Source organism: Pseudomonas sp. FSL R10-1350, assembly GCF_009600525.1.
Taxonomy (GTDB): Bacteria; Pseudomonadota; Gammaproteobacteria; order Pseudomonadales; family Pseudomonadaceae; genus Aquipseudomonas; species Aquipseudomonas helleri.
On the sequence record NZ_WIVR01000004.1, the window covers coordinates 1 to 26,379 of the forward strand.

The 26,379-nt window shown below is 56.8% G+C and carries 24 protein-coding genes; 13 read left to right on the forward strand and 11 right to left on the reverse strand.

The genetic code is table 11. From position 1 onward, the window contains the following. Positions 1-229: 229 nt before the first annotated feature. On the reverse strand, positions 230-2,131 hold the full coding sequence (locus tag GHO25_RS02955) for a potassium transporter Kup (protein ID WP_048369602.1): 1,902 nt from the start codon (positions 2,129-2,131) through the stop codon (positions 230-232). A 309-nt stretch (positions 2,132-2,440) separates the two neighbouring features. On the opposite strand from GHO25_RS02955, the gene rimO reads away from it, so the two are divergent. From rimO to tsaA, 5 genes are all read left to right on the forward strand, one after another. After that, the gene (rimO, locus tag GHO25_RS02960) at positions 2,441-3,778 is read left to right on the forward strand and encodes a 30S ribosomal protein S12 methylthiotransferase RimO (RefSeq protein ID WP_123751956.1); all 1,338 of its coding nucleotides are present in this window, start codon (positions 2,441-2,443) and stop codon (positions 3,776-3,778) included. 104 nt (positions 3,779-3,882) lie between these two features. Beyond that, positions 3,883-4,356, forward strand: coding sequence for a GNAT family N-acetyltransferase (locus GHO25_RS02965; protein ID WP_048369530.1), 474 nt, complete (start codon positions 3,883-3,885; stop codon positions 4,354-4,356). 71 nt (positions 4,357-4,427) lie between these two features. Further along, on the forward strand, positions 4,428-5,138 hold the full coding sequence (locus GHO25_RS02970) for an rRNA pseudouridine synthase (protein ID WP_048369529.1): 711 nt from the start codon (positions 4,428-4,430) through the stop codon (positions 5,136-5,138). Positions 5,139-5,213: 75 nt separating this feature from the next. Then, entirely contained in the window at positions 5,214-5,675 is a 462-nt protein-coding gene (locus GHO25_RS02975) for a DUF1456 family protein (RefSeq protein ID WP_048369526.1), read from the forward strand. Between the two features lie 15 nt (positions 5,676-5,690). Next, a complete protein-coding gene (gene tsaA, locus GHO25_RS02980) occupies positions 5,691-6,392 on the forward strand; it encodes a tRNA (N6-threonylcarbamoyladenosine(37)-N6)-methyltransferase TrmO (protein ID WP_153389870.1) in 702 nt (233 codons plus the stop codon). Positions 6,393-6,500: 108 nt separating this feature from the next. On the opposite strand, the gene fpr is transcribed toward tsaA, so the two are convergent. Further along, on the reverse strand, positions 6,501-7,280 hold the full coding sequence (gene fpr / locus GHO25_RS02985; protein WP_048369522.1) for a ferredoxin-NADP reductase: 780 nt from the start codon (positions 7,278-7,280) through the stop codon (positions 6,501-6,503). Between the two features lie 117 nt (positions 7,281-7,397). Here fpr and GHO25_RS02990 point away from each other — a divergent pair, with 117 nt between their 5' ends. Next, positions 7,398-8,324, forward strand: coding sequence for a LysR family transcriptional regulator (locus GHO25_RS02990; RefSeq protein ID WP_048369520.1), 927 nt, complete (start codon positions 7,398-7,400; stop codon positions 8,322-8,324). Here the strand turns inward: GHO25_RS02990 and GHO25_RS02995 are convergent. The 3 genes from GHO25_RS02995 to GHO25_RS03005 all read right to left on the reverse strand — a co-directional run bounded on the left by GHO25_RS02995 (position 8,321) and on the right by GHO25_RS03005 (position 10,457). Next, positions 8,321-8,683, reverse strand: a complete 363-nt coding sequence (locus GHO25_RS02995) for a diacylglycerol kinase (protein WP_048369518.1) — start codon at positions 8,681-8,683, stop codon at positions 8,321-8,323. The two genes, GHO25_RS02990 and GHO25_RS02995, sit on opposite strands and share 4 nt — an antisense overlap. A gap of 75 nt (positions 8,684-8,758) precedes the next feature. Then, positions 8,759-9,409: a response regulator transcription factor ErdR gene (erdR, locus tag GHO25_RS03000; RefSeq protein WP_048369516.1), complete on the reverse strand. Its 651-nt coding sequence runs from the start codon at positions 9,407-9,409 to the stop codon at positions 8,759-8,761. Between the two features lie 301 nt (positions 9,410-9,710). Further along, positions 9,711-10,457, reverse strand: a complete 747-nt coding sequence (locus tag GHO25_RS03005; RefSeq protein ID WP_123751968.1) for a tRNA-uridine aminocarboxypropyltransferase — start codon at positions 10,455-10,457, stop codon at positions 9,711-9,713. 229 nt (positions 10,458-10,686) lie between these two features. Between GHO25_RS03005 and GHO25_RS03010 the strand changes: the two genes are divergently transcribed. Both GHO25_RS03010 and GHO25_RS03015 read left to right on the forward strand, forming a co-directional pair. Then, positions 10,687-11,097 (forward strand): PA3611 family quorum-sensing-regulated virulence factor, encoded by a 411-nt coding sequence (locus GHO25_RS03010; protein WP_048369514.1) that lies wholly within the window; start codon positions 10,687-10,689, stop codon positions 11,095-11,097. Positions 11,098-11,295: 198 nt separating this feature from the next. Further along, entirely contained in the window at positions 11,296-12,405 is a 1,110-nt protein-coding gene (locus tag GHO25_RS03015) for a TIGR00730 family Rossman fold protein (protein WP_153329548.1), read from the forward strand. A gap of 87 nt (positions 12,406-12,492) precedes the next feature. Here GHO25_RS03015 and recX read toward each other — a convergent pair whose 3' ends face one another. The 5 genes from recX to GHO25_RS03040 form a co-directional block, all read right to left on the reverse strand. Then, positions 12,493-12,960 (reverse strand): recombination regulator RecX, encoded by a 468-nt coding sequence (gene recX, locus GHO25_RS03020; protein WP_153329550.1) that lies wholly within the window; start codon positions 12,958-12,960, stop codon positions 12,493-12,495. Between the two features lie 8 nt (positions 12,961-12,968). Further along, positions 12,969-14,081 carry a recombinase RecA gene (gene recA / locus GHO25_RS03025; protein ID WP_048369508.1) on the reverse strand — a complete coding sequence of 371 codons (1,113 nt, stop codon included), beginning with the start codon at positions 14,079-14,081 and terminating at the stop codon, positions 12,969-12,971. Between the two features lie 84 nt (positions 14,082-14,165). Beyond that, entirely contained in the window at positions 14,166-14,666 is a 501-nt protein-coding gene (locus GHO25_RS03030) for a CinA family protein (protein ID WP_048369506.1), read from the reverse strand. Between the two features lie 77 nt (positions 14,667-14,743). Beyond that, entirely contained in the window at positions 14,744-15,085 is a 342-nt protein-coding gene (locus GHO25_RS03035) for a phage holin family protein (RefSeq protein ID WP_048386556.1), read from the reverse strand. A 426-nt stretch (positions 15,086-15,511) separates the two neighbouring features. Continuing rightward, positions 15,512-16,246 carry an XRE family transcriptional regulator gene (locus GHO25_RS03040; RefSeq protein WP_153389871.1) on the reverse strand — a complete coding sequence of 245 codons (735 nt, stop codon included), beginning with the start codon at positions 16,244-16,246 and terminating at the stop codon, positions 15,512-15,514. Between the two features lie 192 nt (positions 16,247-16,438). Between GHO25_RS03040 and mutS the strand changes: the two genes are divergently transcribed. Further along, positions 16,439-19,018: a DNA mismatch repair protein MutS gene (mutS, locus tag GHO25_RS03045; RefSeq protein ID WP_153389872.1), complete on the forward strand. Its 2,580-nt coding sequence runs from the start codon at positions 16,439-16,441 to the stop codon at positions 19,016-19,018. 129 nt (positions 19,019-19,147) lie between these two features. Beyond that, positions 19,148-19,471, forward strand: a complete 324-nt coding sequence (fdxA, locus tag GHO25_RS03050; protein ID WP_048369501.1) for a ferredoxin FdxA — start codon at positions 19,148-19,150, stop codon at positions 19,469-19,471. Positions 19,472-19,682: 211 nt separating this feature from the next. On the opposite strand, the gene GHO25_RS03055 is transcribed toward fdxA, so the two are convergent. After that, complete coding sequence (locus GHO25_RS03055) at positions 19,683-20,333, reverse strand: TetR family transcriptional regulator (RefSeq protein WP_153389873.1); 651 nt, start codon at positions 20,331-20,333, stop codon at positions 19,683-19,685. Positions 20,334-20,598: 265 nt separating this feature from the next. On the opposite strand from GHO25_RS03055, the gene GHO25_RS03060 reads away from it, so the two are divergent. Genes GHO25_RS03060 through GHO25_RS03070 form a run of 3 tightly spaced genes read left to right on the forward strand, consistent with a single transcriptional unit; the run spans position 20,599 to position 26,357 of the window. Then, complete coding sequence (locus GHO25_RS03060) at positions 20,599-21,750, forward strand: efflux RND transporter periplasmic adaptor subunit (protein ID WP_048369498.1); 1,152 nt, start codon at positions 20,599-20,601, stop codon at positions 21,748-21,750. Between the two features lie 3 nt (positions 21,751-21,753). Next, positions 21,754-24,909 carry an efflux RND transporter permease subunit gene (locus tag GHO25_RS03065; RefSeq protein WP_048369496.1) on the forward strand — a complete coding sequence of 1,052 codons (3,156 nt, stop codon included), beginning with the start codon at positions 21,754-21,756 and terminating at the stop codon, positions 24,907-24,909. Beyond that, the gene (locus tag GHO25_RS03070; protein WP_048386551.1) at positions 24,906-26,357 is read left to right on the forward strand and encodes an AdeC/AdeK/OprM family multidrug efflux complex outer membrane factor; all 1,452 of its coding nucleotides are present in this window, start codon (positions 24,906-24,908) and stop codon (positions 26,355-26,357) included. The genes GHO25_RS03065 and GHO25_RS03070 overlap by 4 nt, the downstream gene beginning before the upstream one ends. Positions 26,358-26,379 lie beyond the last annotated feature (22 nt).

Here is a 26,379-nt window from a genome sequence, read left to right on the forward strand (position 1 = left end):
CTGCGCAAAACCTGCGTTCGGCCAGCGTGGTTTAATGGGGCCTTTTAGATCAAGATCAAAAGCAAGATCTAGATCAACAGCTCGCGAGCAAGCTCGCTCCTACAAATCCTTTAAAATCAATCACTTATTTTATGTTTGATAAGAGCGAGCTTGCCTCGCGATCTTTTGATCTTAAAAGATCGCGAGACAAGCTCGCTCCTACAGAGTTTTAACGTCGCTACAGGACGGCTTACATCTCGACCTGGGTTCCCAGTTCGATCACCCGGTTTACCGGCAGGTTAAAGAAGCGCAAGTTGCTGTTGGCGTTCTTCAACATGAAGGCGAACAACCCTTCCCGCCAACGCGCCATCCCCACCAGCTTGGAAGCAATGACCGTCTCGCGACTGAGGAAGTAGGTCGTGCGCATCGGGCTGAAGTCCAGCTCGTCGAGATGGCACAGTTTGAGCGCCTCGGGCACGTCCGTTTCATCCATAAAGCCAAAGTGCAAGATGACCCGGAAGAACCCCTCACCGTAAGCATCCACTTCAAACCGCCGCTGCGCAGGCACGCGTGGCGTGTCTTCGTTGACCACGGTGAGCAAGACCACTTGCTCATGCAGCACCTGGTTGTGCAGCAGGTTATGCAACAGCGCGTGCGGCACTGCGTCTGGCCGGGCGGTCAGGAACACCGCGGTGCCTTGCACCCGATGCGGCGGCTGAACACGGATGCTGCTGATAAACAGCGGTAGCGGCAACGCGCTTTCATCCAGACGATCAACCAGCAATTGTTTGCCGCGCCGCCAGGTGGTCATCAGGATAAACAGCACGATCCCCGCCAATACCGGGAAGGCACCGCCCTGGACGATTTTCGGTACGTTGGCGGCGAAGAACAGGCCGTCAACCAGCAGAAAGCCGACCAACACCGGCACCGCCAACACAGGTGGCCACTTCCACAGCATGAGCATGACCGCCGACACCAGAATACTGGTGATCAACATGGTCCCGGTCACGGCCACACCGTAGGCCGACGCCAGGGCGCCCGACGACTCAAAGCCCAACACCAGCAAAATAACCCCGACCATCAACGACCAGTTCACCGCGCCGATATAGATCTGCCCCTGCTCGGCACTGGACGTGTGCTGAATGTGCATGCGCGGGATGTAGCCCAGTTGAATGGCCTGGCGGGTCAACGAGAAGGCCCCGGAAATCACTGCCTGAGAGGCAATAACGGTGGCCAGCGTGGCCAGCCCCACCAGAGGGATCAACGCCCAGCTTGGTGCCAGCAGGTAGAACGGGTTACGCGCCGCTTCCGGGTTTTCCAGAAGCAAAGCCCCTTGGCCGAAGTAATTGAGCACCAGCGCAGGCAGCACCAGAATGAACCAGGCGCGGGCAATCGGCTTGCGCCCAAAGTGGCCCATGTCGGCGTACAGCGCTTCAGCACCGGTCAACGCCAGCACCACCGCGCCCAGAATCGCCACCCCCATGCCCGGGTGCGAGACAAAGAAACGCACGCCCCACACCGGGTTCAGCGCGTTAAGCACCTCCGGGTGCTGAGCGATGCCATGAATCCCCAGGCCACCGAGCACCACAAACCACAGCACCATGATCGGCCCGAACAGCTTGCCGAGTGTGGCCGTGCCGCGACGCTGAATCAAAAACAGCGCGATCAACACAATCAGCGCCAGCGGCACGACCCAGCGATCCAGCCCGGCAAACGCCAGCTCCAGACCTTCAACCGCCGACAACACGGAAATGGCCGGGGTAATCATGCTGTCGCCATAGAACAGCGAAGCGCCGATCAACCCCAGAATTACCAGCACCGTGCGCAACTTGGGATAAGGCGAGGCCGCGCGGCGCGCCAGCGCAGTAAGGGCCATGATCCCGCCCTCGCCTTCGTTGTCGGCGCGCAGGATAAACAGCACGTACTTGATCGAGACCACCCAGATCAGCGACCACAGGATCAACGCCAAAATGCCGAAGACACCATCGTGGTTAACCTGTACGCCATACCCGCCTGTAAACACCTCTTTAAGGGTGTACAGCGGGCTGGTACCGATATCGCCATATACCACGCCAACCGCGGCAACCAGCATTCCGATAGGTTTTGCCTTTGAGTGACCGTCTTCTGTTGCCGGACTACTGACATGCCCCATTAACCACTCCTACGACTTTGGACCGTGTTTCTTCATGGCGAGCGCCGCATTTGGTGTGCAGCATGCTCTGATTTTCTGACTGTTAGCCACGACTTTTACCAACGAAATCAGCTTCGTTAAAAAGCGGGTTTCGCAACGGCGCGCAGCATAGCGCAGCACTCGTCGTAAATCCCCGTATAACGCTGGTCAAGTGCGTTCACCATAGCTAAAATTGCGCACTTTTTTTGATCAGAGGCGCGCAAACTCCAAGCGCCCGTTCGTCGTGCAGCCTTTACGGGCATGTAACGTCACTACATACCGAGGTTCGCCATGTCCACCGTTACCACGCCAGCCAACCCTAAGGTTGGCTTTGTTTCCTTGGGTTGCCCGAAAGCGCTGGTCGACTCCGAGCGCATCCTTACGCAACTGCGCATGGAAGGCTACGACGTTGTTTCCACCTACCAGGACGCCGACGTCGTGGTGGTCAACACCTGCGGCTTTATCGACAGCGCCAAGGCTGAATCGCTGGAAGTCATCGGCGAAGCCATCAAGGAAAACGGCAAGGTCATCGTGACCGGCTGCATGGGCGTCGAAGAAGGCAACATCCGCGACGTGCACCCGAGCGTGCTCGCCGTGACCGGCCCTCAGCAGTACGAGCAAGTGGTCAACGCGGTTCACGAAGTGGTGCCGCCCCGTCAGGACCACAACCCGCTGATCGACCTGGTGCCGCCACAAGGCATCAAGCTGACGCCGCGCCATTACGCGTACCTGAAGATTTCTGAAGGCTGTAACCATAGCTGCAGCTTCTGCATCATTCCTTCGATGCGCGGCAAATTGGTCAGCCGCCCGGTGGGCGATGTGCTGGACGAAGCTCAGCGCCTGGTTAAAGCCGGGGTTAAAGAGCTGCTGGTGATCTCCCAGGACACCAGCGCCTACGGCGTCGACGTCAAATACCGCACCGGTTTCTGGAACGGCGCGCCGGTCAAGACCCGCATGACCGAGCTGTGCGAAGCCTTGAGCACACTGGGTGTCTGGGTTCGCCTGCATTACGTGTACCCGTACCCGCACGTTGACGAGTTGATCCCGTTGATGGCGGCCGGCAAGATCCTGCCGTACCTGGACATCCCGTTCCAGCACGCCAGCCCTAAAGTACTCAAGGCCATGAAACGTCCCGCCTTTGAAGACAAGACTCTGGCCCGCATCAAAAACTGGCGCGAGATCTGCCCGGAACTGATCATCCGTTCGACCTTTATCGTCGGCTTCCCGGGTGAAACAGAAGAAGACTTCCAGTACCTGCTGGACTGGCTGACAGAAGCGCAACTGGACCGCGTAGGTTGCTTCCAGTACTCGCCCGTTGAAGGCGCCCCGGCCAACCTGCTGGACGCTGCCATCGTACCGGACGACGTCAAACAGGACCGTTGGGAGCGCTTTATGGCGCACCAGCAAGCTATCAGTGCGGCACGCCTGCAACTGAAGATCGGCAAGGAAATTGAAGTCCTGATCGACGAAGTTGACGAGCAAGGCGCTGTTGGCCGCTGCTTCTTCGACGCCCCGGAAATCGACGGCAACGTGTTTATCGCCACCGAGAAAGACATCAAGCCGGGCGACAAGATCATGTGCCGCGTGACCGACGCCGACGAGTACGACTTGTGGGCTGAAGCGTTGTAAGCCACACGCTGCGCTTAAAAAAAGCCCTGCCGCCAATGCGTCAGGGCTTTTTTTACGGCTATTGTTAGGAGGCTCCTCAATCATCAGTGTCGGAGACACGCACGATGAAACAACAATGGGCTATCCAAACGCCACGTCTCAGAGATTTCGAAGCATTAACCGAGGTGTGGGAAGCGTCCGTTCGAGCCACCCATGATTTTTTACCCGACAGTTACATTGTCTTGCTGCGCCAACTGGTCATCAGCCAGTACCTGGACGCGGTGATGCTGATTTGCTGCAAAGACCCTTCCAGCAAGCGCATTGCAGGTTTCGCCGGGGTTGCCGCCGGCAAAGTTGAAATGCTCTTCATCCACCCTGACTACCGCGGCCAAGGCGTTGGCAAGTGCCTGCTCCTGTTCGCCATCAACGAGCTGAATGCCGAGAGGCTGGACGTCAACGAGCAAAACCCGCAAGCCATCGGCTTTTACTTCAAACAAGGCTTTGAGGTGATCGGGCGCTGCGAAAACGACGGCCTGGGCCAGCCTTATCCGTTGCTGCACCTGCGCTACAAACGCCAAAAGCCGCTGGCGCGCAGTTAAGGCAAATGTTGCCGGGCTTAACCGGCGCCAGGCGGGTACAATAGCCGCCCAATTCCATTACGGCCCCTGTCATGTCTGAACCGATACGTCTCTCCAAACGCCTCATCGAACTCGTCGGTTGCTCGCGCCGTGAGGCCGAACTGTTCATTGAAGGTGGCTGGGTCACGGTAGATGGCGAAGTCATCGACGAACCGCAATTCAAGGTCGACCAGCAAAAGGTCGAACTTGATCCTCACGCCAAGGCCACGGCGCCAGAGCCTGTAACCCTGCTGCTCAACGCACCGGCGGGCCTGGACACTGACAGCGCCATGCAACTGCTCAACCCTCAAACCCTGAGCGAAGAACACCGCTTCGGCAAGCGCCCGCTTAAAGGGCACTTTCTGCGTTTGAGCGTGGGCAACGAGCTGCAAGCCAACGCCAGCGGTTTGCTGGTGTTTACCCAGGACTGGAAAATCGTCCGCAAGCTGACCGCCGATGCCAGCAAGATCGAGCAGGAGTACGTGGTCGAAGTGTCGGGCGAGATGGCTCCCCATGGCCTTAACCGGCTCAACCACGGCCTGACCTACAAAGGTCGCGAGCTGCCTGCGGTCAAAGCCAGCTGGCAGAGTGAAAACCGCCTACGCTTTGCCATGAAGAACCCGCAACCGGGCGTGATTGCATTGTTCTGCCAGGCCGTAGGCCTCACCGTTATTTCGATTCGCCGGATTCGTATTGGCGGCGTCTCGATGGGCAAGCTGCCCGTTGGCCAATGGCGCTACATGACGGCCAAAGAAAAGTTCTAAACACGGCCGCGCCCACCTATTTCGACACCGCAGCCTTGCCTGCGGTGCTCACTGCTGATTATCAGGATTACCCACATGATTCATAACGACGTACTGCGCAGCGTGCGCTACATGCTAGACATCAGCGACAACAAAGTTGTCGAGATCATCAAACTGGGCGGTTTGGACGTCACCAAAGCTGACATCGAAACCTACCTCAAAAAAGACGAAGAAGAAGGCTTTGTTCGCTGCCCGGACGACGTCATGGCGCACTTTCTTGATGGCCTGGTGATCTTCAAGCGCGGCAAAGACGACAGCCGTCCAGCACAGCCGGTTGAACTGCCTGTGACCAACAACATCATCCTGAAAAAACTGCGCGTGGCGTTCGAACTGAAAGAGGACGACATGCACGCGATCCTCAAGTCGGTTGATTTCCCGGTATCCAAACCAGAACTGAGCGCCCTGTTCCGCAAATTCGGCCACAACAACTACCGCACCTGTGGCGACCAACTGCTGCGCAACTTCCTGAAGGGGCTAACCCTGCGGGTTCGTGGCTGATACGGCGACAAACACATGACTTACACCGTCTCGCCTGTCGGCTTTGTGCGCTCCTGTTTCAAGGAGAAGTTTGCCATCCCGCGACAACCCCAACTGGCACCCGCTGCCAGGGGTGTTCTGGAGCTGGTTGCGCCCTTTGACCAAGGCGATGCCGTGCAAGGCCTTGAGCAGGCCAGTCATGTGTGGCTGTTGTTTGTGTTTCACCAGGCACTGGAAGACAAGCCCCGGCTTAAGGTGCGCCCGCCACGCCTGGGCGGCAATAAGTCCATGGGGGTGTTTGCCACCCGCGCGACTCACCGGCCCAATGGAATCGGCCAGTCGGTGGTCAAACTGGATAAGGTCGAAGCCGGTCGCTTGCACATTTCGGGCATTGACCTGCTCGACGGGACGCCGATTCTCGATATCAAGCCGTATGTGCCCTACGCCGACATTATCAGCAGTGCGAGCAACAGCATGGCCAGCGCGGCGCCGGTGCTGATCCCCGTGCAGTGGGCTGACTCGGCGCTGCACGAAGCGCACGCCCATGGGTTGCGTTTGCAGGAACCGTTGGTGGCGCTGATTGAGCAATGCCTGGCGCAAGACCCACGCCCGGCTTACCAAACGCCGACTGCAGAGCGTGAATACGGTGCGCAGTTCTGGGATCTGGATGTGCGCTGGCATTATCCGGAGCCGGGGGTGATTCGTGTGCTTGAGGTTGTTTTAGCCAGCCAGGGTTAAGCACCAGGATCAAGGGATCGCGAGGCGAGCTGCTACAGGTCCTGTCGTCGCCAACAATAAAAAGCCCGCGCTACCTTGAGGTACGCGGGCTTTTTTGTGCAGCGACGCTTACTTCTCGACGAAGGCGCGCTCGATCAGGTAATCACCCGGCTCACGCATACGTGGCGAAACGGTCAGGCCGAAGCTGTTCAGCACTTCGCTGGTTTCGTCGAGCATGCTTGGGCTGCCGCACAGCATGGCACGGTCGTCCTGCGGGTTGATCGGCGGCAGGCCGATGTCGCTGAACAGTTTGCCGCTGCGCATCAGGTCAGTCAGACGGCCCTGGTTTTCAAACGGCTCGCGGGTCACGGTTGGGTAGTAGATCAGCTTGTCACGCAGCGCTTCACCGAAGAATTCGTTCTGCGGCAGGTGCTCGGTGATGAACTCGCGGTACGCAACTTCGTTGACGTAACGCACGCCATGGCACAGGATCACTTTTTCGAAACGCTCGTAGGTTTCCGGGTCCTGAATCACGCTCATGAAAGGAGCCAGGCCAGTGCCCGTGCTCAGCAGGTACAGATGCTTGCCAGGCTTCAAGTCGTCCAGCACCAGCGTACCCGTAGGCTTCTTGCTGATGATGATCTCGTCGCCTTCTTTCAAATGCTGCAACTGGGAGGTCAACGGACCATCCGGCACCTTGATGCTGAAGAACTCCAGATGCTCTTCCCAGTTCGGGCTGGCAATGGAGTAGGCGCGCATAAGCGGACGGCCATTGGGCTGTTGCAGGCCGATCATCACGAACTGACCGTTCTCAAAGCGCAGGCCCGGATCACGGGTGCACTTGAAACTGAAAAGGGTGTCGTTCCAGTGGTGAACACTGAGGACACGTTCGTGGTTCATGTTGCTCATGTACGGGGCTCCTAAATTCGCCAGCGCTGACTATGAGCGCAATTGCACAGCATTCTAATGGCGACGACAATATCTGTTAACTGAATTATTAAGATAAGGGTTATCGGTTATATCGATATGCGATTTACTCTCAGACAACTCCAGGTGTTCGTTACCGTCGCCCAACAAGAGAGCGTGTCCCGTGCGGCAGGCTTGTTGGCCCTTTCACAATCGGCAGCCAGTACCTCAATCACCGAACTGGAGCGACAGACCAGTTGCCAACTGTTCGACCGCGCGGGCAAGCGCTTAAGCCTCAACGCCCTGGGTCGGCAGTTATTGCCACAGGCCGTCGCCTTGCTGGACCAGGCCAAGGAAATCGAAGACTTGCTTAACGGCAAGTCCGGCTTTGGCTCACTGACCGTCGGCGCGACCCTGACGATTGGCAATTACCTGGCAACCTTGCTGATTGGCAGCTTCATGCAGGCTCACCCGGAAAGCCAGGTCAAACTGATTGTCCAAAACACCGCTCATATCGTGCAACAAGTTGCTCACTATGAAATTGATCTGGGTCTGATCGAAGGCGACTGCAGCCACCCGGACATCGACGTTCAGAGCTGGGTTGAAGACGAGCTGGTAGTCTTTTGCGCCCCTCAACACCCACTGGCCGCCCGTGGGCATGCCACCCTCGAAGAACTGACCCGCGAAGCCTGGATTTTACGTGAACAAGGTTCGGGCACGCGCCTCACGTTCGATCAAGCCATGCGCCATCATCAAAGCGCGCTTAACATCCGCCTTGAGCTGGAACACACCGAAGCGATCAAGCGGGCCGTTGAGTCCGGCTTGGGCATCGGTTGTATCTCGCGCCTGGCACTGCGTGACGCTTTCCGTCGCGGCAGCCTGGTAGCGGTCGAAACCCCTGACCTGGATCTGGCGCGGCAGTTTTTCTTTATCTGGCACAAGAAGAAGTATCAAACCTCCGCCATGCGCGAATTTCTGGAGCTGTGCCGCGCCTTTACCGCCGGGGTTCAGCGCAGCGACGAAATTGTTCTGCCTGCGATCGCTTAAAGCAGAATCACCGCCCACACCACGGCAATCAGGGTCAGCACGACAAACTGTGCGGCGCTGCCCATGTCCTTGGCGTTCTTTGACAGCGGGTGCAAGTCGAGGGAAATTCGATCGATCGCCGCTTCAATGGCTGAGTTAAGCAGCTCGACAATCAACGCCAACAGGCATACCGCTATCAGCAGTGCTCGCTCGACCCGGCTGACATCCAGGAGGAACGTCAGCGGGATCAGCACCACATTGAGCAGCACCAATTGGCGAAATGCCGCCTCACCGGTAAACGCTGCACGCAAACCGTCCAGCGAGTAACCGCCAGCATTCAAAATCCGTTTAAATCCGGTTTTACCCTTGAAAGGTGACATAGATAGGCAACTGCGTAAAAAATGAGTGGAAAAAGCTAAATCAGGCCGCGTCAAAAATGCGTGAAGTTTGACAGTTTAATGGCTCGATATAGATTCGAGTTGTTGCAGCAGCAGCGCGGCCTGAGTGCGGGTACGCACCCCCAACTTGCGGAAAATCGCTGTCACATGCGCTTTGATCGTCGCTTCCGAAACGCTCAACTCGTAGGCGATCTGCTTGTTCAGCAACCCCTCGCAAACCATGGTCAAAACCCGGAACTGTTGAGGTGTCAGGCTGGCCAAGCCTTCGCTGGCCGCTTTGGCTTCTGCCGAAACCGGCACTTCTTCAAAGGCTTGGGGCGGCCAGGAAACATCGCCATCCAGTACCGTGCGCACAGCGTTTTGAATGGCTTCCATTGAACTGGATTTAGGAATAAAGCCACTGGCGCCAAACTCTCGCGAGCGCACCATGACCGAGGCCTCTTCTTGAGCAGACACCATCACCACCGGGATTTGCGGGTACTGACCGCGCAACAACACCAACCCGGAGAAACCGTAAGCACCTGGCATGTTCAAGTCGAGCAGCACCAGATCCCAATCGGCCTTTATCGCCAGCTGTTTTTCCAGCTCGGCAATACTGGCGACCTCGACCAAGCGAACATCAGAGCCCAAACCCAGGGCAACGGCCTGGTGCAAGGCACTGCGAAACAACGGATGGTCATCAGCAATCAGGATTTCGTATGTGGCCATTGTTTAAATGATCCTGTTTTTCAGGCGGGCCAAGTTTAAAACCAGAACCCGCTAAGGCAACTCGAGCAACAGTTTGAAAACTGTGCATCAAAGGGCAAGATTTACGCTAGAAGTTAGAACTTATAAGCGTTTGAGCAGCATCTGCCGCCGAATCGGCGCCAAGCATGCCCAGCCAAAACTGTAGGGTCAAGCGTAAAACCTGACACCAAGGTCCAGTAACAGCCATTACTGCGCCAGCATTCAAATGGAATGGGGCCAGCCGCTTATTTCGCTTCGAAAATTGTAGCGCTACTTCTTTAGTCTATTGAGCCCGGATCTGAGAAAGGTCTTTTACAAAAAAGCCCAGTTCTTGATGCGCTGTACTCGACTCATTCACCGGCAACTGGTTTTTGGCATCCAGGTAATGCTGGCTGAACACATCAAAGTACGCATCCAGGGCAGCCGATGCTTGCGTATCGCCAGCCAGATCAAGGCACAAACTGGCCACTTCGGCGGTACACAAATGCTCACTGCGCGTTGAACGACGCAACCGGTAGCGTGAGAGCTTTTCAGGCAAAAGGCTCAGGATCGGCAAACCATCCAGATACGGGCTTTTGCGAAAGATCTTGCGCGCTTCAGTCCAGGTCGCATCCAGCAGAATAAACAGCGGCCGCTTGCTGCTGTCGACTTCGACGGTGTGGGTGACTCGCTCAGCTGCTACATACTCGCCGGGAAACACCAGATAAGGCTGCCACTGCGGATCAGCCAACAACGCCAGCAGGTCTTTATCGGTTTCAGTACGCGACCAGATAAAGGCGAAGTTGTCGCTGACCACGTCCGCGATTAACCAGCCGGTATTACTCGGCTTGAACACTTCCTTTTTAGTCATGAGCAAGCAAACGCCCGCGCGCGTGTTGACCTTTGGCCGCCACCGGCACAGGCAATGGCTTTCAATCACACGGCAGGTATGGCAACGCGGTGCACGAGAGCCACGCGCCAAATAAGGTTTAGTGCTTTCCTCTTCGCGCTCGTCTCGCAAACGGGCTACAGCGTTAGGGGAAAAGGTCATCAAGGTCATGGGTTTTTACTTACGCCAGCAACCGCTGATTCGCCACGGTTTGGCGCAGAAGCGGATTCAATAGAGGAAGGCGCGCAGTCTACCAGAGGCCGCACGCCTGCATGCCAAACCATGACCACGGGCATTTCCTGACACACAATGCTGACCTATACTCCTGCGCCACTGAACGCACAGATCGATGGTGGGTCAAAGCCTGCGTCACGTACAACAGGAGAGTTTCATGTTGCGCACTATTATTCCAACCGTAGCCTTAATGCTGGCACTGCCTTTGGGCGCGCAAGCGGCCTCTCTTGCAGAATTCAATCTGAACAAGTCCCTGCAAGCGACCGCAGAAGCCAGCAACGTTGGGAAACCACGGGCTATCAGCCCCGATTTGCTGGATAAAGGCTTCACGGTTGATGGCACCGTACTGATCAACAGCCTGGAAGCCAGCCCGAACATGGCCGCCAAAATGCGCTCTGCTCCCGAGTTGGCCGTCCCGCAGCTAGGCCGTAGCGTTTGCAGCGACCCCAATTTCCGCAAACTGTTGGCCCGTGGTGCCACCATGCGCTTCGACATCCGGGAATACGGCAATAACAAATCGGTACTGACCCAAGACATCCGCGCCGATAACTGCAAGCGCAAAGGCTGATTCCGCGTCTGTTGCACGCCGTTGATAACAATGGCGTGCACCCTCCTCCTCTCCAATTCTTCATTTACATCAGCCAATTAGCGGTTGCCAGCGCCAACAACTCAGGACCATTATCAAGGCATGATGGTGACACGCTGTGTCTTGGGGGGCAGCCCCACGTGCGGCGTTTTAAAGGATGTTGTGTTGAAGGAGTAATGCATGCCCGATCAATCCAGTGATTCCCTGCCCCTGTATTTCGAGGGCCAGGGCCTCGACCTCGCTCAACACGTGGACGCGCAGTTGCAGCTTGTCGCACCCGACAGCCCCAACCGGCCGCTGTATCGCGAAATGTTGTTCACTGTTTTGCGCATGGCCCACGATGATCTTGATCGCTGGAACGCCAAGATCATGTTGCAAGCTGTTCGCGAGCTGGAAAAAACCTTCCGTGTACTGCAAACCTTCAAAGGCCGCCGCAAAGTCACGGTCTTCGGATCGGCACGCACCCCGGTAGAACACCCGCTGTATGCACTGGCCCGTGAAGTGGGTGCGACACTGGCACGCGCCGACATGATGGTCATTACCGGAGGCGGTGCTGGCATCATGGGCGCCGCCCACGAAGGCGCGGGGCTTGAACACAGCCTGGGGTTCAATATCACCCTGCCTTTTGAGCAGCGCGCCAACCCGACGATCAATGGCTCTGCCAACCTGCTGGCCTTCCACTTCTTCTTCACCCGCAAGCTGTTTTTCATCAAGGAGGCAGACGCTCTGGTCATGTGCCCTGGTGGCTTTGGCACGCTGGATGAAGCCTTGGAAGTCTTGACGCTGATTCAAACCGGCAAGTCTCCTTTGGTGCCCATCGTGTTGCTGGACATGCCGGGCGGCACCTATTGGAAAAGTGCGCTGGAGTTCGTCCACAACGAGCTGGAAGCCAATCAGTACATTCTGCCTAACGATCTGAAACTGATGCGCTTTACCTACAGTGCCGAAGAGGCATTGGCTGAGATCAATCAGTTTTATAACAACTTCCATTCAACCCGCTGGCTGAATAAAACGTTCGTTGTGCGCATGAAGTACCCGCTCAATGTGCACGCGCTGGCGCATATCCAAAAAGCATTCGCCGATATCTGCTTGAGTAATGGGTTTTGTCAGTCGTCGGATGACGGCATAGATCATGACGCGTCACTCAACTTATACCGTTTGAGCTTTGCATTCAGCGGGCGTAATCAGGGACGTTTGCGGGAGTTGGTCGACTTTATCAATCTGCCGCAACACTGGGAAATGACCGACATGGCAGCCACGTCGGCAGAGTGTGAATCGCTGGCGGAATAAGGCTGACGTCAGAGTTGGGTGTCTGGATTAGAAACAGGGCCGCTGCGCGACCCATCGCATCCTTCGGCAGCGACTACGGGGTAGTCGCTAGTCGTCGAATTCTCGGCCGCTTAATACGCGACCAATCATGTCCATCGTATAACCGCGATAACTCAAGAAGCGGCCTTGGCGGGCACGCTCTTTTGCATCTTCGGGCAACTTGCCTGCGAACTTGCGACGCCAGGTGTCTTCAAGCTGTTCTTGCCAGTTAAAGCCACTCTCGCGCAACGCCTCTTCAATATCGCCACGCGACAAACCGCGTTGCCCAAGCTCTTCGCGAATACGCAAAGGGCCATAGCCAGAGCCTGCACGGTAATTGATATAGCTTTCGAGGTAACGCGACTCCGACAACAGCCCTTCTTCCGTTAAACGGTCGAGGGCGATGTCGATCATGTCGGGGCAAGCTCCGCGCTGACGCAACTTACGTATCAGCTCGACTCGACCATGCTCGCGTCGCGCGAGCAGGTCCATTGCAGCTCGTCGCACCGCGACGAGGTTATCCAAAACGACAGTCATGAGTTGTATCAGTTATCGTTTTCTGCAGAGTTTTCGAACTCGATTTCTGCCGCTTCTGCTTCTTCAGCAGCCGCTTTGGCAGCCTTGCTCATTTTCGGCATAACTTTCAGCTCGGCCAGCTCGCTGTCAGTTTTTGGGCCCAACAGCTTGGCGCGCAGTTGTTTCTCGAGGGCGTCCTTGATGTCCGGGTTATCGTCCAGGAACTTGGCGGAGTTCGCCTTGCCCTGACCAATTTTGTTGCCGTTGTAGCTGTACCAGGCACCCGCTTTTTCAACGAAGCCGTGCAATACGCCCAGGTCGATCATCTCACCGTTGAGGTAGATGCCCTTGCCGTAAAGAATCTGGAACTCGGCCTGACGGAATGGCGGTGCCACTTTGTTCTTGACCACTTTGACGCGGGTTTCGCTACCCACCACCACGTCGCCTTCTTTCACGGCACCCGTACGACGGATGTCCAGACGAACAGACGAGTAGAACTTCAGGGCGTTACCACCGGTAGTGGTTTCCGGGCTACCGAACATTACGCCGATCTTCATACGGATCTGGTTGATGAAGATCACCAGGCAGTTGGCGTTTTTGATGTTACCGGTGATTTTACGCAGTGCTTGCGACATCAAACGGGCTTGCAAGCCCACGTGTGCGTCGCCCATATCGCCTTCAATTTCAGCTTTAGGGGTCAGCGCGGCCACGGAGTCGATGATGATCACGTCAACGGCGTTGGAACGCACCAGCATGTCGGTAATTTCCAGCGCCTGCTCGCCCGTATCGGGCTGGGAAACCAGCAGGTCATCGACGTTCACACCCAGCTTGCCCGCATATTCAGGGTCAAGCGCGTGCTCGGCGTCAACGAAGGCACAGGTTGCACCCGCTTTTTGCGCTTGTGCAATCACAGACAACGTCAGGGTGGTTTTACCCGAGGACTCTGGACCGTAGATTTCAACAATACGGCCTTTTGGCAGACCGCCAATGCCCAGCGCGATGTCCAGACCCAGCGAACCTGTAGAGATAGCAGGGATTGGCTGGCGATCTTGATCGCCCATCAACATGACGGCGCCTTTGCCGAATTGACGTTCGATCTGACCCAGGGCCGCAGCCAAGGCTTTCTTCTTGTTGTCGTCCATTAAAGTCCTCTCAAAATCAATAAGGCCATGACGGCCGATAACTGTATAAGTAGCCAGTATTATTCCACAGGGTTAAACGATCGCCTACCCCTGATTTTCTATTTCTCGTACCGTTCGGCGTATTAGGCCTTCCAGCGCCGCAATAACGGTTTGTCGACGGACCTCATCGCGATCACCCGGGAAGTGCCTGCACTCGGCCGTCACCTCGTCACCAACGCCCCACGCCAGCCAGACCGTGCCCACCGGTTTCTCTGGCGAACCGCCGCCCGGGCCGGCGACGCCACTGACGGCGACAGCAAAGCGTGCATCACTGTGCGCCTGCGCGCCGCGGACCATCGCCTCGACCACTTCACGGCTCACGGCTCCAACCTGAGTAAACAGCGCCTGCGGCACATCAAGCTGCCGGGTCTTTTGCTGATTGGAATAGGTCACAAACCCCGCCTCGAACCAGGCAGAACTGCCGGCGATACGGGTGATGGCTTCTGCAATACCCCCGCCCGTGCACGACTCGGCGGTTGTCACGTGAGCGTTAAGAGTCTGTAGATGGCGCCCAAGTTCAGCCGCCAGTTGAGAGAGTGGGTCCATGAGGTTCTCCTGTGGGTACGCCCAAGCGCCATAACCTACACGAGCCGGTGAGCGTTGCAAGGCGATGCCGCCCAAGCCTAGCGTTCGCTACGCGAGTCCGGCGCTGCGCTGTCGACCCCCAGGCGCTTGGCTGCCCAGCGTTGATACACGCTAATTGCAGCATCGGCCCCCGCCAGCGCGGTCAAGCAACCAAAGGCGCCAGCCGCCAGAATCGACATCCCGGCGGCGTACAACAACATAAAGGTGGAAACACCACACACCATGCAGGCACCGGAACGTAACGCCAGCCGCCGGACCAGCAGCCAGCCGCTGGCACCTTCTTTATCAGCGCGCCACATCTCGCCAAAGACGCCGCCCACCAAAGCGAGAAGGATGACCAGCAGCAGCGGCATATCCTGCAATATTTGCGGCTCATTCATCGTGCCATCACTCCTGAATCCTTACTGATAAAAGCCAGTCTCTGGCCTGAGCTGAACAGCGGGCGCGCTGCCCGCCGCGTTGCATCCCTGCGCGAGTCAGATCGGGGAACCGCGATGAGACAAAGACTATGCATGTATGGATATACAGTCAATGCACCAATGCATATATTTGTTTTGAACGCTGCTATCAGCCAGAAAAGGCAACGTGAGCAGTGCGATCAGTCTTTCAATAAGCACGAAAAAGCCCACTTAGACGTGTAATGCTGTTCACTTATGAGATGCGTACGAGTAACTGTAGGAGCGAGCTTGTCTCGCGAGCTTTTAAAAGGTCAAAAGATCGCGAGACAAGCTCGCTCCTACAGGGTTCGCTTTCGCTTATGTGAACAGCATTGCACTTAGACGTGGGCTCATTCTTAAAACTGCAGGCTAGCGAGCGTACATGCCCCACCAGAAGACGTGGCCCAAAATTACCAGTTGCTCATCCTCCAGATCACAGTAGTCATAGTCCTCATCGGGGTATTCATCGCGATTAAAACTACGCAAACGAATGCCACAGGCCAGACGATACAACTGTTTCACGCGCAACTGGCCGTTGTGATTGAGCGCATACAGGTCACCGTCGATGACCTCCTCAAGTGAGCGCTTGCCGACATTGACGCCCACCGTGGCGCCGTCACGCAGCACCGGAAGCATGCTTTCACCGCGTACCGTCACACACTTTGCCTGGTCAAACTCCACGCCGTTGTGGCGCAGGCTGCGCTTGCCGAACCGTAACTTGGCCCGCTCGCTCTCTTCAATGGCAAAACGCCCCGAACCCGCGGCCAATTCGACCTGGCGCAAGAACGCAATGGACACTTCGTCATCGGCCACGGGGGTGTCGTCATCCCACAACGAGATATCACGCAACTCAGCATGCCTGGGTGGATTGTCAGAAAAGCCTGAGCCGGCGCGATCATCCCGTCCCCTCAGACGATCAGTGCTGATGTGGAAGTACTCGGCAATTTTGGAGATATGTCTGTCGGAAGGATCGACAATTTTCCCGCTCAAAATTCGCGAGAGTGTGGACTGCGGGACTCCCGTGCTCCGATGCAGCGTCATCGCGCTGATCTGGTGCCGGGCAAGCAGTTCTTTCAAGACCGTTGAAACATTTCGTTTGGACATGCCGAGAATAGTGCTGGCCGTGTTTATAGATGGCAAATGCTATTTCTTCTATTTATAGCAACGCGTCAGCACGCCTGGCACGCACCTGTAGATGCGGGGGGCTGACATGTTAACCTTGCGCCCATTGCGAAACAGCCGCGCCTGACGCCCGCTTTTCACCCACCTTTTAATCGAATCCGCCTAAGCCTTCTCATGAGTAAGAATACTTCCGACCTGTCCTCCCACACGCCGATGATGCAGCAGTACTGGCGCCTCAAAAACCAGCACCCCGATCAGTTGATGTTCTATCGCATGGGCGACTTCTACGAGATCTTCTATGAAGACGCGAAGAAGGCGGCCAAGTTGCTGGACATCACTCTGACGGCTCGCGGGCAGTCGGCCGGGCAAGCGATTCCGATGTGCGGTATTCCTTATCACGCTGCCGAAGGCTACTTGGCCAAGCTGGTCAAGCTAGGCGAGTCGGTAGTGATTTGCGAGCAGATCGGCGACCCGGCAACCAGCAAGGGCCCGGTCGAGCGTCAAGTGGTGCGTATCATCACGCCGGGCACCGTCAGCGATGAAGCGCTTCTGGATGAACGCCGTGACAACCTGATTGCCGCCGTACTGGGCGATGAGCGTCTGTTTGGCCTGGCGGTGATGGACATCACCAGCGGCAATTTCTCGGTGCTGGAGATTAAAGGCTGGGAAAACCTGTTGGCCGAACTGGAACGCATCAACCCGGTGGAGCTGATGATTCCGGACGACTGGCCGCAAGGCCTGCCTGCCGAAAAACGCCGTGGCGTTCGTCGCCGCGCGCCGTGGGACTTTGAACGTGATTCGGCATTTAAAAGCCTGTGCCAGCAGTTTTCGACCCAAGACCTAAAAGGCTTTGGTTGCGAAAACCTGACCCTGGCAATTGGCGCTGCCGGTTGCTTGCTCAGCTACGCCAAAGAAACCCAGCGCACCGCCCTGCCGCATTTGCGTAGCCTGCGCCATGAGCGTCTGGATGACACCGTGGTGCTGGATGGCGCCAGCCGTCGCAACCTGGAGCTGGACACCAACCTGGCCGGTGGTCGCGACAACACCTTGCAATCGGTGGTCGACCGTTGCCAGACCTCGATGGGCAGCCGCCTGCTGACCCGCTGGCTGAACCGCCCGCTGCGTGACTTGAGCGTGCTGTTGGCCCGTCAGTCGTCGATTACCTGCCTGCTCGATGGCTATCGCTTTGAGAAACTGCAACCGCAGCTTAAAGAGATCGGCGATCTGGAGCGGATTCTGGCGCGTATCGGCCTGCGCAATGCTCGCCCGCGAGATCTGGCACGCTTGCGTGATGCCCTGGGCGCTTTGCCTGAGCTGCAAGATGCGATGATCGGCCTCGAAGCCCCACACCTGCAACATCTGGCCACCATCACCAGCACCTACCCGGAACTGGCGGCGTTGCTGGATAAAGCCATCAATGACAACCCGCCCGCGGTGATCCGTGATGGCGGCGTACTGAAAACCGGTTATGACGCCGAGCTGGATGAACTGCAATCGCTGAGCGAGAACGCCGGGCAGTTCCTGATTGATCTTGAAGCGCGTGAAAAAGCCCGAACCGGCCTGAGCCACCTCAAGGTGGGTTATAACCGCGTGCACGGCTACTTTATCGAGCTGCCGAGCAAACAGGCCGAACAAGCACCTGCTGACTACATTCGCCGGCAAACCCTCAAAGGCGCTGAGCGCTTTATCACGCCAGAGCTAAAAGCCTTCGAAGATAAAGCCCTGTCGGCCAAAAGCCGCGCGCTGGCCCGTGAAAAGATGCTCTACGAAGCGCTGCTGGAAACTCTGATCGGGGAATTGCCGCCCTTGCAGGACACTGCCGCCGCGCTGGCCGAGCTCGATGTGCTGAGCAACCTGGCCGAACGTGCGCTGAACCTGGACTTGAACTGCCCGCGCTTTGTCGACGAGCCGTGCATGCGTATCGAGCAGGGCCGTCACCCGGTGGTCGAGCAAGTACTGACAACACCGTTTGTGGCCAACGATCTGGCGCTGGATGACAAAACCCGCATGCTGGTGATCACCGGTCCTAACATGGGCGGTAAATCGACCTACATGCGCCAGACCGCATTGATCGTCTTGCTGGCCCATATCGGCAGCTTTGTACCGGCTGCCAGCTGCGAACTGTCACTGGTCGACCGGATCTTCACCCGGATCGGCTCCAGCGATGACCTGGCAGGCGGTCGCTCTACCTTTATGGTGGAGATGAGCGAAACAGCCAATATTCTGCACAACGCGACCGATCGCAGCTTGGTGCTGATGGATGAAGTAGGCCGCGGCACCAGTACATTCGATGGTTTGTCTCTGGCGTGGGCCGCCGCCGAGCGCCTCGCCCACTTGCGCGCTTACACCCTGTTTGCCACGCACTACTTTGAGCTGACCGTTCTGCCCGAGAACGAACCGCTGGTCGCCAACGTGCATTTGAGCGCAACCGAACACAATGAACGCATCGTGTTTTTGCACCATGTCTTGCCAGGCCCGGCCAGTCAAAGCTATGGTTTGGCCGTTGCACAATTGGCCGGGGTTCCAGCCAATGTCATCACCCGGGCACGTGAACATTTGAGCCGACTCGAAACGACCAGCCTGCCTCATGAAGTACCGCGACCAGTACCTGGCAAAAAAGCAGTACCGCAGCAAAGCGATCTGTTTGCCAGCCTGCCGCACCCCGTACTGGATGACCTGTCAAAGCTCGATCTGGACAACATGACGCCGCGTAAAGCACTTGATTTGCTCTACACATTAAAGACACGCCTTTAAAAGCTGCTAGAATCGCGCGCGGTTCGGGATGCTACTGGCCTTTTAGCCTGGTCAGTAGATATCACTCCCGAGCCCTGCGAACCCGAACTGTAAGGGCTTCGCTGCCGCCGCCTGAGGAGAAAATTAGAAATGACCTTCGTCGTCACCGACAACTGCATCAAGTGCAAGTACACCGACTGCGTAGAAGTCTGTCCGGTGGACTGCTTCTACGAAGGCCCGAACTTCCTGGTAATTCACCCGGATGAGTGCATTGACTGCGCGCTTTGTGAGCCTGAATGCCCTGCACAAGCCATCTTCTCTGAAGATGAAGTGCCTGCCGGCATGGAACAATTTATTCAGTTGAATGTTGAGCTGGCTGAAATCTGGCCAAACATCACTGAAAAGAAAGACGCTCTTCCGGACGCGGAAGAGTGGGATGGCGTGCCAGGCAAGATCAAAGATCTCGAACGCTGATTCACGCTGCACCAAAAAGCCCCGGTCTCTTGCGAGCCGGGGCTTTTTGCGTTCAAGGACGATGAGGACAACAGGCCGGTAACAATTACAGTACAAAATACTTAGCTGACTAACTTTAAACCCGCAGCGTAGACATATATAAAGGCCATCTGGTATCAATTCACGCGACGGGTAAAAACTTCACTAGCCTTATGCCTTCAGGCAACTAGACTCAAGCTCTATTGAGCTCCGGGCTGCGCAGAGTAGGACTGAGCCGCAGCATGTCAATGCAGGTGTCGACCCAGATTTCAGCTTGTTTATAGAGCTCAAAACAGTCGGGAACCAGCAGCCATTGCCCAAGAATACCGTCTATATAGGCGTGCAAAGCGATTGCCGCACGGCGGGCATCCAGGTTCGAAGGGAGTTGTTCGCGATGGATTGCATTACTCAGCGTGAGCTCGATCCGGCTGTTACAGTCGACACTTGCCATTTGGCGTTGACGGCGCAAATCGCACATTTCGTCAGTGAATTCGCACTTATGAAACAAAATCTCATTGATACGCCGAGTTTTCGGATCAGTCGCCACCTGACGAAACAAATGGACCAACAAACTGCGCAAGCAACCCAGCGGATCAAGCTCCTCTTGGCTCTCGCTGGCTTTGGCCAGTTCTTCCAAAGGTTCGCGCAGGCTGTCCAGCATGGCCTGAACCAGGTCAGCCTTGTTGCTGAAATGCCAGTAAATGGCACCCCGGGTGACACCCGCCAACGCAGCGATATCAGCCAGCGTAGTGCGGGCAACCCCTCTTTCATAAAAGGCCTGCTCGGCTGCTTCGAGGATTTTGCTCCGGGTTTCCTGAGCTTCTTCTTTGGTACGACGCACCATAACAATCACAACCTCAATCAGGAGGGTCTGGACAATTTCAGTTCGGTATCCAAACCGGCATCGGGTGGCGTTTGTTCTGCCTTATCCCGGTCTACTACGGACTCAAAAATGGACTCTGGAACGCGGCTTGCGACAGGTTCCCACTGTTTACAAACAGACATGAATGTAAGTATATTCCTTAGCAAGCTCATTATCCACCCGGAACAGCTTTCTATACCCTTCCACTATTCTTGTGCGCTTTCGCGTGCCTGACCCGAGGATCTTCATGCAATTTAAGCCAGCTGTTACCGCTCTGGTTGCTGCCATCACCCTAGCTTCGCTGCTCAGCGGATGTAAGAAGGAAGAGGCAGCACCTGCCCCACAAACCCCTCAGGTCGGCGTCGTGACGCTGAAAACCCAGCCATTTACCTTGACTACCGATCTTCCTGGTCGAACGACTTCATACCGTTCGGCAGAAGTTCGCCCTCAAGTGAACGGCATTATCCTTAAGCGCTACTTCAAAGAAGGCAGCGACGTTAAAGAAGGCCAGCAGCTGTATCAAATCGATCCGGCGATCTACGAGAGCAGCGTGCTGAGCGCCAAGGCGACCCTGCAATCGGCCAAATCCCTGGCTGATCGCTACAAGCAACTGGTTGCAGAGCAAGCCGTGAGCCGTCAGGAATACGACAACGCCGAAGCTGCTCGTCTAGAAGCCGAAGCTGCACTGAAAACCGCTCAGGTAAACCTGCGCTACACCAAGGTCCTGGCGCCGCTGTCAGGTCGTATTGGTCGCTCGCTGTTCACTGAAGGCGCACTCGTAACCAGTGGCCAAGCCAATGCATTGGCCGTGATTACTCAACTGGACCCGATTTACGTAGACGTGACCCAGTCCTCGGTAGAGATGCTGGAACTGCGTCGCGACCTGGCAGATGGCCGTCTGAAAAAAGCCGGTGAGAACGCTGCCAAAGTCAAACTGACCCTGCCGGACGGTAGCGAATACCCACTGGAAGGTCGTCTTGAGTTCACCGAAGTCTCGGTAGACGAGACCACCGGTTCCGTCACCCTGCGTGCGGTGTTCCCGAACCCTGACAGCGTTCTGTTGCCTGGCATGTTCGTTCACGCCCAACTGGAAGCGGGCATCAACAGCGATGCCATTTTGGCCCCGCAAATTGGTGTCACCCACAACGCCAAAGGCGAGCCAACGGCCCTTATCGTCGGTCCGGACAACAAAGTTGAGCTGCGTGTGTTGCAAGCAACGCGCACGGTTGGCAGCGACTGGCTGGTAGAAAAAGGCCTGAACGCCGGTGACCGTTTGATTACAGACGGCCTGCAGTACGTCCGTCCAGGCGCTGAAGTCAAAATCATGGACAAGACTCCAGGCGCAACCCCGGCATCGGCCCCGGCCACTGATAAAGCTTCGGGCAGTAAAGGGGAATAAACCATGTCGAAATTTTTTATCGACCGTCCAATTTTCGCCTGGGTAATAGCCCTGGTGATCATGCTGGTCGGGGCTTTATCGATCCTCAAGCTGCCGATAAACCAGTACCCGAGCATCGCACCACCGGCCATCTCGATTTCCGTGACCTATCCGGGTGCTTCGGCACAAACCGTACAGGACACCGTGGTTCAGGTGATCGAGCAGCAACTTAACGGTATTGACCACCTGCGTTACGTGTCATCGGAAAGTAACTCCGACGGCAGCATGACCATTACCGTAACGTTCGACCAGGGTACCAACCCTGACACCGCTCAGGTCCAGGTCCAGAATAAGCTGAACCTGGCCACCCCGCTGCTGCCGCAAGAAGTGCAGCAGCAGGGTATCCGGGTTACCAAGGCAGTGAAAAACTTCCTGATGGTAGTCGGCGTGGTGTCCACCGACGGCAGCATGAACAAGGACGACTTGTCGAACTACATCGTCTCCAACATGCAAGACCCGCTGTCGCGGACGGCAGGCGTGGGTGACTTCCAGGTGTTCGGTGCTCAGTACGCCATGCGTATCTGGCTGGACCCGGCCAAGTTGAACAAGTACAACCTGACCCCGGTGGATGTTAAATCCGCGATCTCGGCGCAGAACGTACAGGTGTCTTCCGGTCAACTGGGTGGTCTGCCTGCGCTGAAAGGCCAGGAGCTGAACGCAACGATCATTGGCAAAACCCGCCTGCAAACCGCAGACGAGTTTAAAAAGATCCTGCTGAAAGTGAACACCGACGGCTCTCAGGTTCGTCTGGGTGATGTCTCCGAAGTGGGCCTGGGTGGTGAGAACTACAGCATCAGCGCCCAGTACAACGGCAAGCCATCTTCCGGTATTGCAATCAAGCTGGCGTCTGACGCTAACGCCTTGGACACAGCCAAAGCCGTTCGCAAAACCATTACTGACCTGGAACCTTTCTTCCCGCCAGGGATGGAAGTCGTATTCCCGTATGACACCACTCCAGTGATCTCGGCCTCCATCAAAGGGGTTGTTGAAACACTGGTAGAAGCTGTCGTGCTGGTGTTCCTGGTGATGTTCCTGTTCCTGCAAAACTTCCGCGCCACCATCATCACCACGATGACAGTACCGGTTGTATTGCTGGGTACCTTCGGGATCCTCGCCGCTGCAGGCTTCAGCATTAACACCCTGACCATGTTCGGTATGGTCTTGGCCATCGGCTTGCTGGTGGACGATGCCATCGTTGTGGTGGAGAACGTCGAGCGGGTAATGGCCGAGGAAGGCCTGCCGCCCAAAGAAGCCACCAAGAAGTCCATGGGCCAGATCCAGGGCGCTCTGGTGGGTATTGCCCTTGTACTGTCGGCGGTATTGCTGCCGATGGCGTTCTTCGGCGGTTCCACCGGTGTGATCTACCGTCAGTTCTCGATCACCATCGTATCGGCCATGGCCCTGTCGGTTGTGGTCGCCCTGGTGTTCACCCCAGCTCTGTGTGCCACGATGCTCAAACCGATCACCAAGGGTGATCACGGTCAGAACAAGCGTGGATTCTTCGGCTGGTTCAACCGTACCTTTGACAGCGGCGTACGCGGCTACGAAAAAAGCGTAGGCAGCATTCTGCGCCACAAAGCACCGTACCTGCTGGCCTATGTCCTGATCGTTGTGGGCATGGTGTTCCTGTTTACCCGCATTCCGACCTCCTTCCTTCCGGAAGAAGACCAGGGTGTACTCTTTGCTCAGGTTCAAACCCCACCGGGTACCTCAGCCGAGCGGACTCAGGAAGTCATCGACCGGATGCGTGAATACCTGCTGACCGATGAAACATCGGCGGTGTCTTCGGTATTTACCGTGAACGGCTTCAACTTCGCAGGTCGCGGCCAAAGTTCGGGTCTGGCATTTATCATGCTCAAACCGTGGGGCGAGCGTGATGCCGACAACAGCGTGTTTGCACTGGCAGCACGTGCCCAGAAGCACTTCTTCACTTTCCGCGATGCAATGGTGTTTGCGTTTGCTCCGCCAGCGGTCATGGAGTTGGGTAACGCCACCGGTTTTGACTTTTTCCTTCAAGACCAGGCAGGCATTGGCCACGAGAAATTGCTGGAAGCGCGTAACCAGTTCCTCGGTATGGCTTCGCAAAGCAAAGTGCTGGCGGGTGTGCGTCCAAACGGCTTGAACGACGAACCTCAGTACAAACTGATCATCGACGATGAAGCCGCACAAGCGCTGGGCGTGAGCCTGGCGGACCTTAACAGCACGCTGTCCATCGCGCTGGGTGCCAGCTACGTCAACGACTTCATCGACCACGGCCGGGTGAAAAAGGTGTTCCTGCAAGGTACCGCCTCCTCCCGTATGAGCCCGGAAGACCTGAAGAAGTGGTACGTGCGTAACGATCAGGGAACCATGGTGCCGTTTTCGGCCTTTGCCAAGGGCGAGTGGATTTACGGCTCACCCAAGCTGTCGCGCTATAACGGCGTAGAAGCCATGGAAATTCTGGGTACACCAGCACCGGGCTACAGCAGTGGTGAGGCCATGGCCGAGGTTGAAGCCCTCGCCAAGAAACTCCCGGCAGGTGTGGGTATTTCCTGGACAGGTCTGTCTTACGAGGAACGTTTGTCGGGCTCGCAAGCCCCTGCCTTGTACGCGATTTCCTTGCTGATGGTCTTCCTGTGTCTTGCCGCACTGTATGAAAGCTGGTCGATTCCGATCGCGGTCATGCTTGTTGTACCGCTGGGGATTATTGGTGCGCTGCTGGCTACCAGCCTGCGTGGCCTGTCCAACGACGTGTACTTCCAGGTAGGTCTATTGACGACAATCGGTCTGGCAGCGAAAAACGCCATTCTGATCGTCGAATTTGCCAAGGAGCTGCATGAACAAGGGCGTAGTCTGTACGATGCTGCGATTGAAGCGTGCCGGATGCGTCTGCGACCGATCATCATGACGTCCCTGGCGTTCATCCTCGGTGTTGTGCCGCTGGCCATCTCCCACGGCGCAGGCTCGGGCAGCCAGCACGCCATTGGTACAGGTGTTATCGGCGGTATGCTGAGTGCGACCCTGCTGGCTATTTTCTGGGTGCCGCTGTTCTTTGTTGCCGTCTCCTCGATTGGCAATAAAAAAGACACTGAGCAAAAAGAAGAACTGACTAACACTCCAAACAAAGAGGCTGGCCAATGAGCAAGTCGCTTCTCGCAGTAGCGGTTGCAGCGTTTACGCTGAGTGGCTGCTCGCTGATACCGGACTACCAGCGCCCTGAAGCGCCGATAGCCGCGCAATACCCGCAGGGCCCGGCCTACTCGCCGAACGAGGCGCCAAACCAGGCCGCGGCAGAACAAGGCTGGCGTCAGTTTTTCCATGATCCTGCCCTGCAACAGCTGATCCAGACAGCTCTGGTCAACAACCGCGACCTTCGGGTCGCGGCGCTGAACATCGACGCCTATGCCGCGCAGTACCGCATCCAGCGTGCGGACCTGTTCCCGGCGGTGACCGCAGATGCCAGCGGCAGTCGTCAACGCACCCCGGCGCGCATGTCGCAAACCGGCAAGGCGGGCATTACCAGTCAATACTCCGCGACCCTTGGGGTCAGTGCGTATGAGCTGGACTTGTTCGGACGTATCCGCAGCCTGAGCGATCAGGCTCTGGAAAACTACTTCGCCACTGAAGAAGCCCGCCGTTCCACCCAGATCAGTCTGGTGGCCAACGTTGCGACCGCTTACCTGACCTGGCAAGCCGACAAAGAGCTGCTCAAGCTGACTGAAGACACCCTCAAGGCGTTCGATGAAAGCTACAAGCTGACCCTGCGCAGCAATGAAGTGGGCGTGGCCTCGGCACTGGAGCTCAGCCAGTCGCGCACCTCAGTGGAAAACGCCAAAGTTCAATTGGCCAAGTACACCCGTCAGGTCGCCCAGGATGAAAACAGCCTGGCCCTGCTGCTCGGCACTGGTATTCCGGACAATCTGCCGACAGCCAAACCGCTGTCAGCTGATTTGCTGACCCAAATGCCAGCGGGCTTGCCGTCCGACTTGCTGCAACGTCGCCCCGACATCCTTCAGGCCGAGCACCAGTTGTTGGCGGCCAACGCCAACATTGGTGCCGCACGCGCCGCGTTCTTCCCGAGCATCAGCCTCACCGCCAATGCCGGGACCTTGAGCCCGGACCTCTCGGGTCTGTTCAAGGGCGGTTCGGGCACCTGGCTGTTCTCGCCACAGATCAACCTGCCGATCTTCAACGCAGGCGCTCTGCGCGCGAGCCTGGACTACTCGAAAATCCAGAAGGAAATCACCGTCTCGCAATACGAGAAGGCGATCCAGACGGCATTCCAGGAAGTTTCTGACGGCCTGGCAGCACGTCAAACCTACAACCAGCAGTTGCAGGCGCAAGCCGATTTCGTTAACGCCAACCAGGACTACTACCGTCTGGCAGAGCGTCGTTATCGGATTGGTGTCGACAGCAACCTGACGTTCCTTGATGCACAGCGCTCGTTGTTCAGCGCGCAGCAGGCGTTGATCACCGATCGTCTGTCGCAGCTGACCAGCGAAGTCACACTGTACAAGGCGCTGGGCGGTGGCTGGTACGAGCAGACCGGGCAAAACCGGCCTGTATCGGACAAGCCGCCAAAGGCTTGATAGCGACCCGATAAAACAAAAA

Coding starts and splice junctions, on each gene's coding strand:
- tsaA (WP_153389870.1), top strand. CDS start 5,691: ATGACTTACACCGTCTCGCCTGTCGGCTTTGTGCGCTCCTGTTTCAAG.
- rimO (WP_123751956.1), top strand. CDS start 2,441: ATGTCCACCGTTACCACGCCAGCCAACCCTAAGGTTGGCTTTGTTTCC.
- GHO25_RS02990 (WP_048369520.1), top strand. CDS start 7,398: ATGCGATTTACTCTCAGACAACTCCAGGTGTTCGTTACCGTCGCCCAA.
- GHO25_RS03035 (WP_048386556.1), bottom strand. CDS start 15,085: ATGAATGAGCCGCAAATATTGCAGGATATGCCGCTGCTGCTGGTCATC.
- GHO25_RS03015 (WP_153329548.1), top strand. CDS start 11,296: ATGCCCGATCAATCCAGTGATTCCCTGCCCCTGTATTTCGAGGGCCAG.
- erdR (WP_048369516.1), bottom strand. CDS start 9,409: ATGGCCACATACGAAATCCTGATTGCTGATGACCATCCGTTGTTTCGC.
- recX (WP_153329550.1), bottom strand. CDS start 12,960: ATGACTGTCGTTTTGGATAACCTCGTCGCGGTGCGACGAGCTGCAATG.
- GHO25_RS03040 (WP_153389871.1), bottom strand. CDS start 16,246: ATGTCCAAACGAAATGTTTCAACGGTCTTGAAAGAACTGCTTGCCCGG.
- recA (WP_048369508.1), bottom strand. CDS start 14,081: ATGGACGACAACAAGAAGAAAGCCTTGGCTGCGGCCCTGGGTCAGATC.
- GHO25_RS03030 (WP_048369506.1), bottom strand. CDS start 14,666: ATGGACCCACTCTCTCAACTGGCGGCTGAACTTGGGCGCCATCTACAG.
- mutS (WP_153389872.1), top strand. CDS start 16,439: ATGAGTAAGAATACTTCCGACCTGTCCTCCCACACGCCGATGATGCAG.
- GHO25_RS03005 (WP_123751968.1), bottom strand. CDS start 10,457: ATGACCTTTTCCCCTAACGCTGTAGCCCGTTTGCGAGACGAGCGCGAA.
- GHO25_RS02965 (WP_048369530.1), top strand. CDS start 3,883: ATGAAACAACAATGGGCTATCCAAACGCCACGTCTCAGAGATTTCGAA.
- GHO25_RS03060 (WP_048369498.1), top strand. CDS start 20,599: ATGCAATTTAAGCCAGCTGTTACCGCTCTGGTTGCTGCCATCACCCTA.
- fpr (WP_048369522.1), bottom strand. CDS start 7,280: ATGAGCAACATGAACCACGAACGTGTCCTCAGTGTTCACCACTGGAAC.
- GHO25_RS02970 (WP_048369529.1), top strand. CDS start 4,428: ATGTCTGAACCGATACGTCTCTCCAAACGCCTCATCGAACTCGTCGGT.
- GHO25_RS02995 (WP_048369518.1), bottom strand. CDS start 8,683: ATGTCACCTTTCAAGGGTAAAACCGGATTTAAACGGATTTTGAATGCT.
- GHO25_RS03055 (WP_153389873.1), bottom strand. CDS start 20,333: ATGGTGCGTCGTACCAAAGAAGAAGCTCAGGAAACCCGGAGCAAAATC.
- GHO25_RS02955 (WP_048369602.1), bottom strand. CDS start 2,131: ATGGGGCATGTCAGTAGTCCGGCAACAGAAGACGGTCACTCAAAGGCA.
- GHO25_RS03010 (WP_048369514.1), top strand. CDS start 10,687: ATGTTGCGCACTATTATTCCAACCGTAGCCTTAATGCTGGCACTGCCT.
- GHO25_RS02975 (WP_048369526.1), top strand. CDS start 5,214: ATGATTCATAACGACGTACTGCGCAGCGTGCGCTACATGCTAGACATC.
- GHO25_RS03070 (WP_048386551.1), top strand. CDS start 24,906: ATGAGCAAGTCGCTTCTCGCAGTAGCGGTTGCAGCGTTTACGCTGAGT.
- fdxA (WP_048369501.1), top strand. CDS start 19,148: ATGACCTTCGTCGTCACCGACAACTGCATCAAGTGCAAGTACACCGAC.
- GHO25_RS03065 (WP_048369496.1), top strand. CDS start 21,754: ATGTCGAAATTTTTTATCGACCGTCCAATTTTCGCCTGGGTAATAGCC.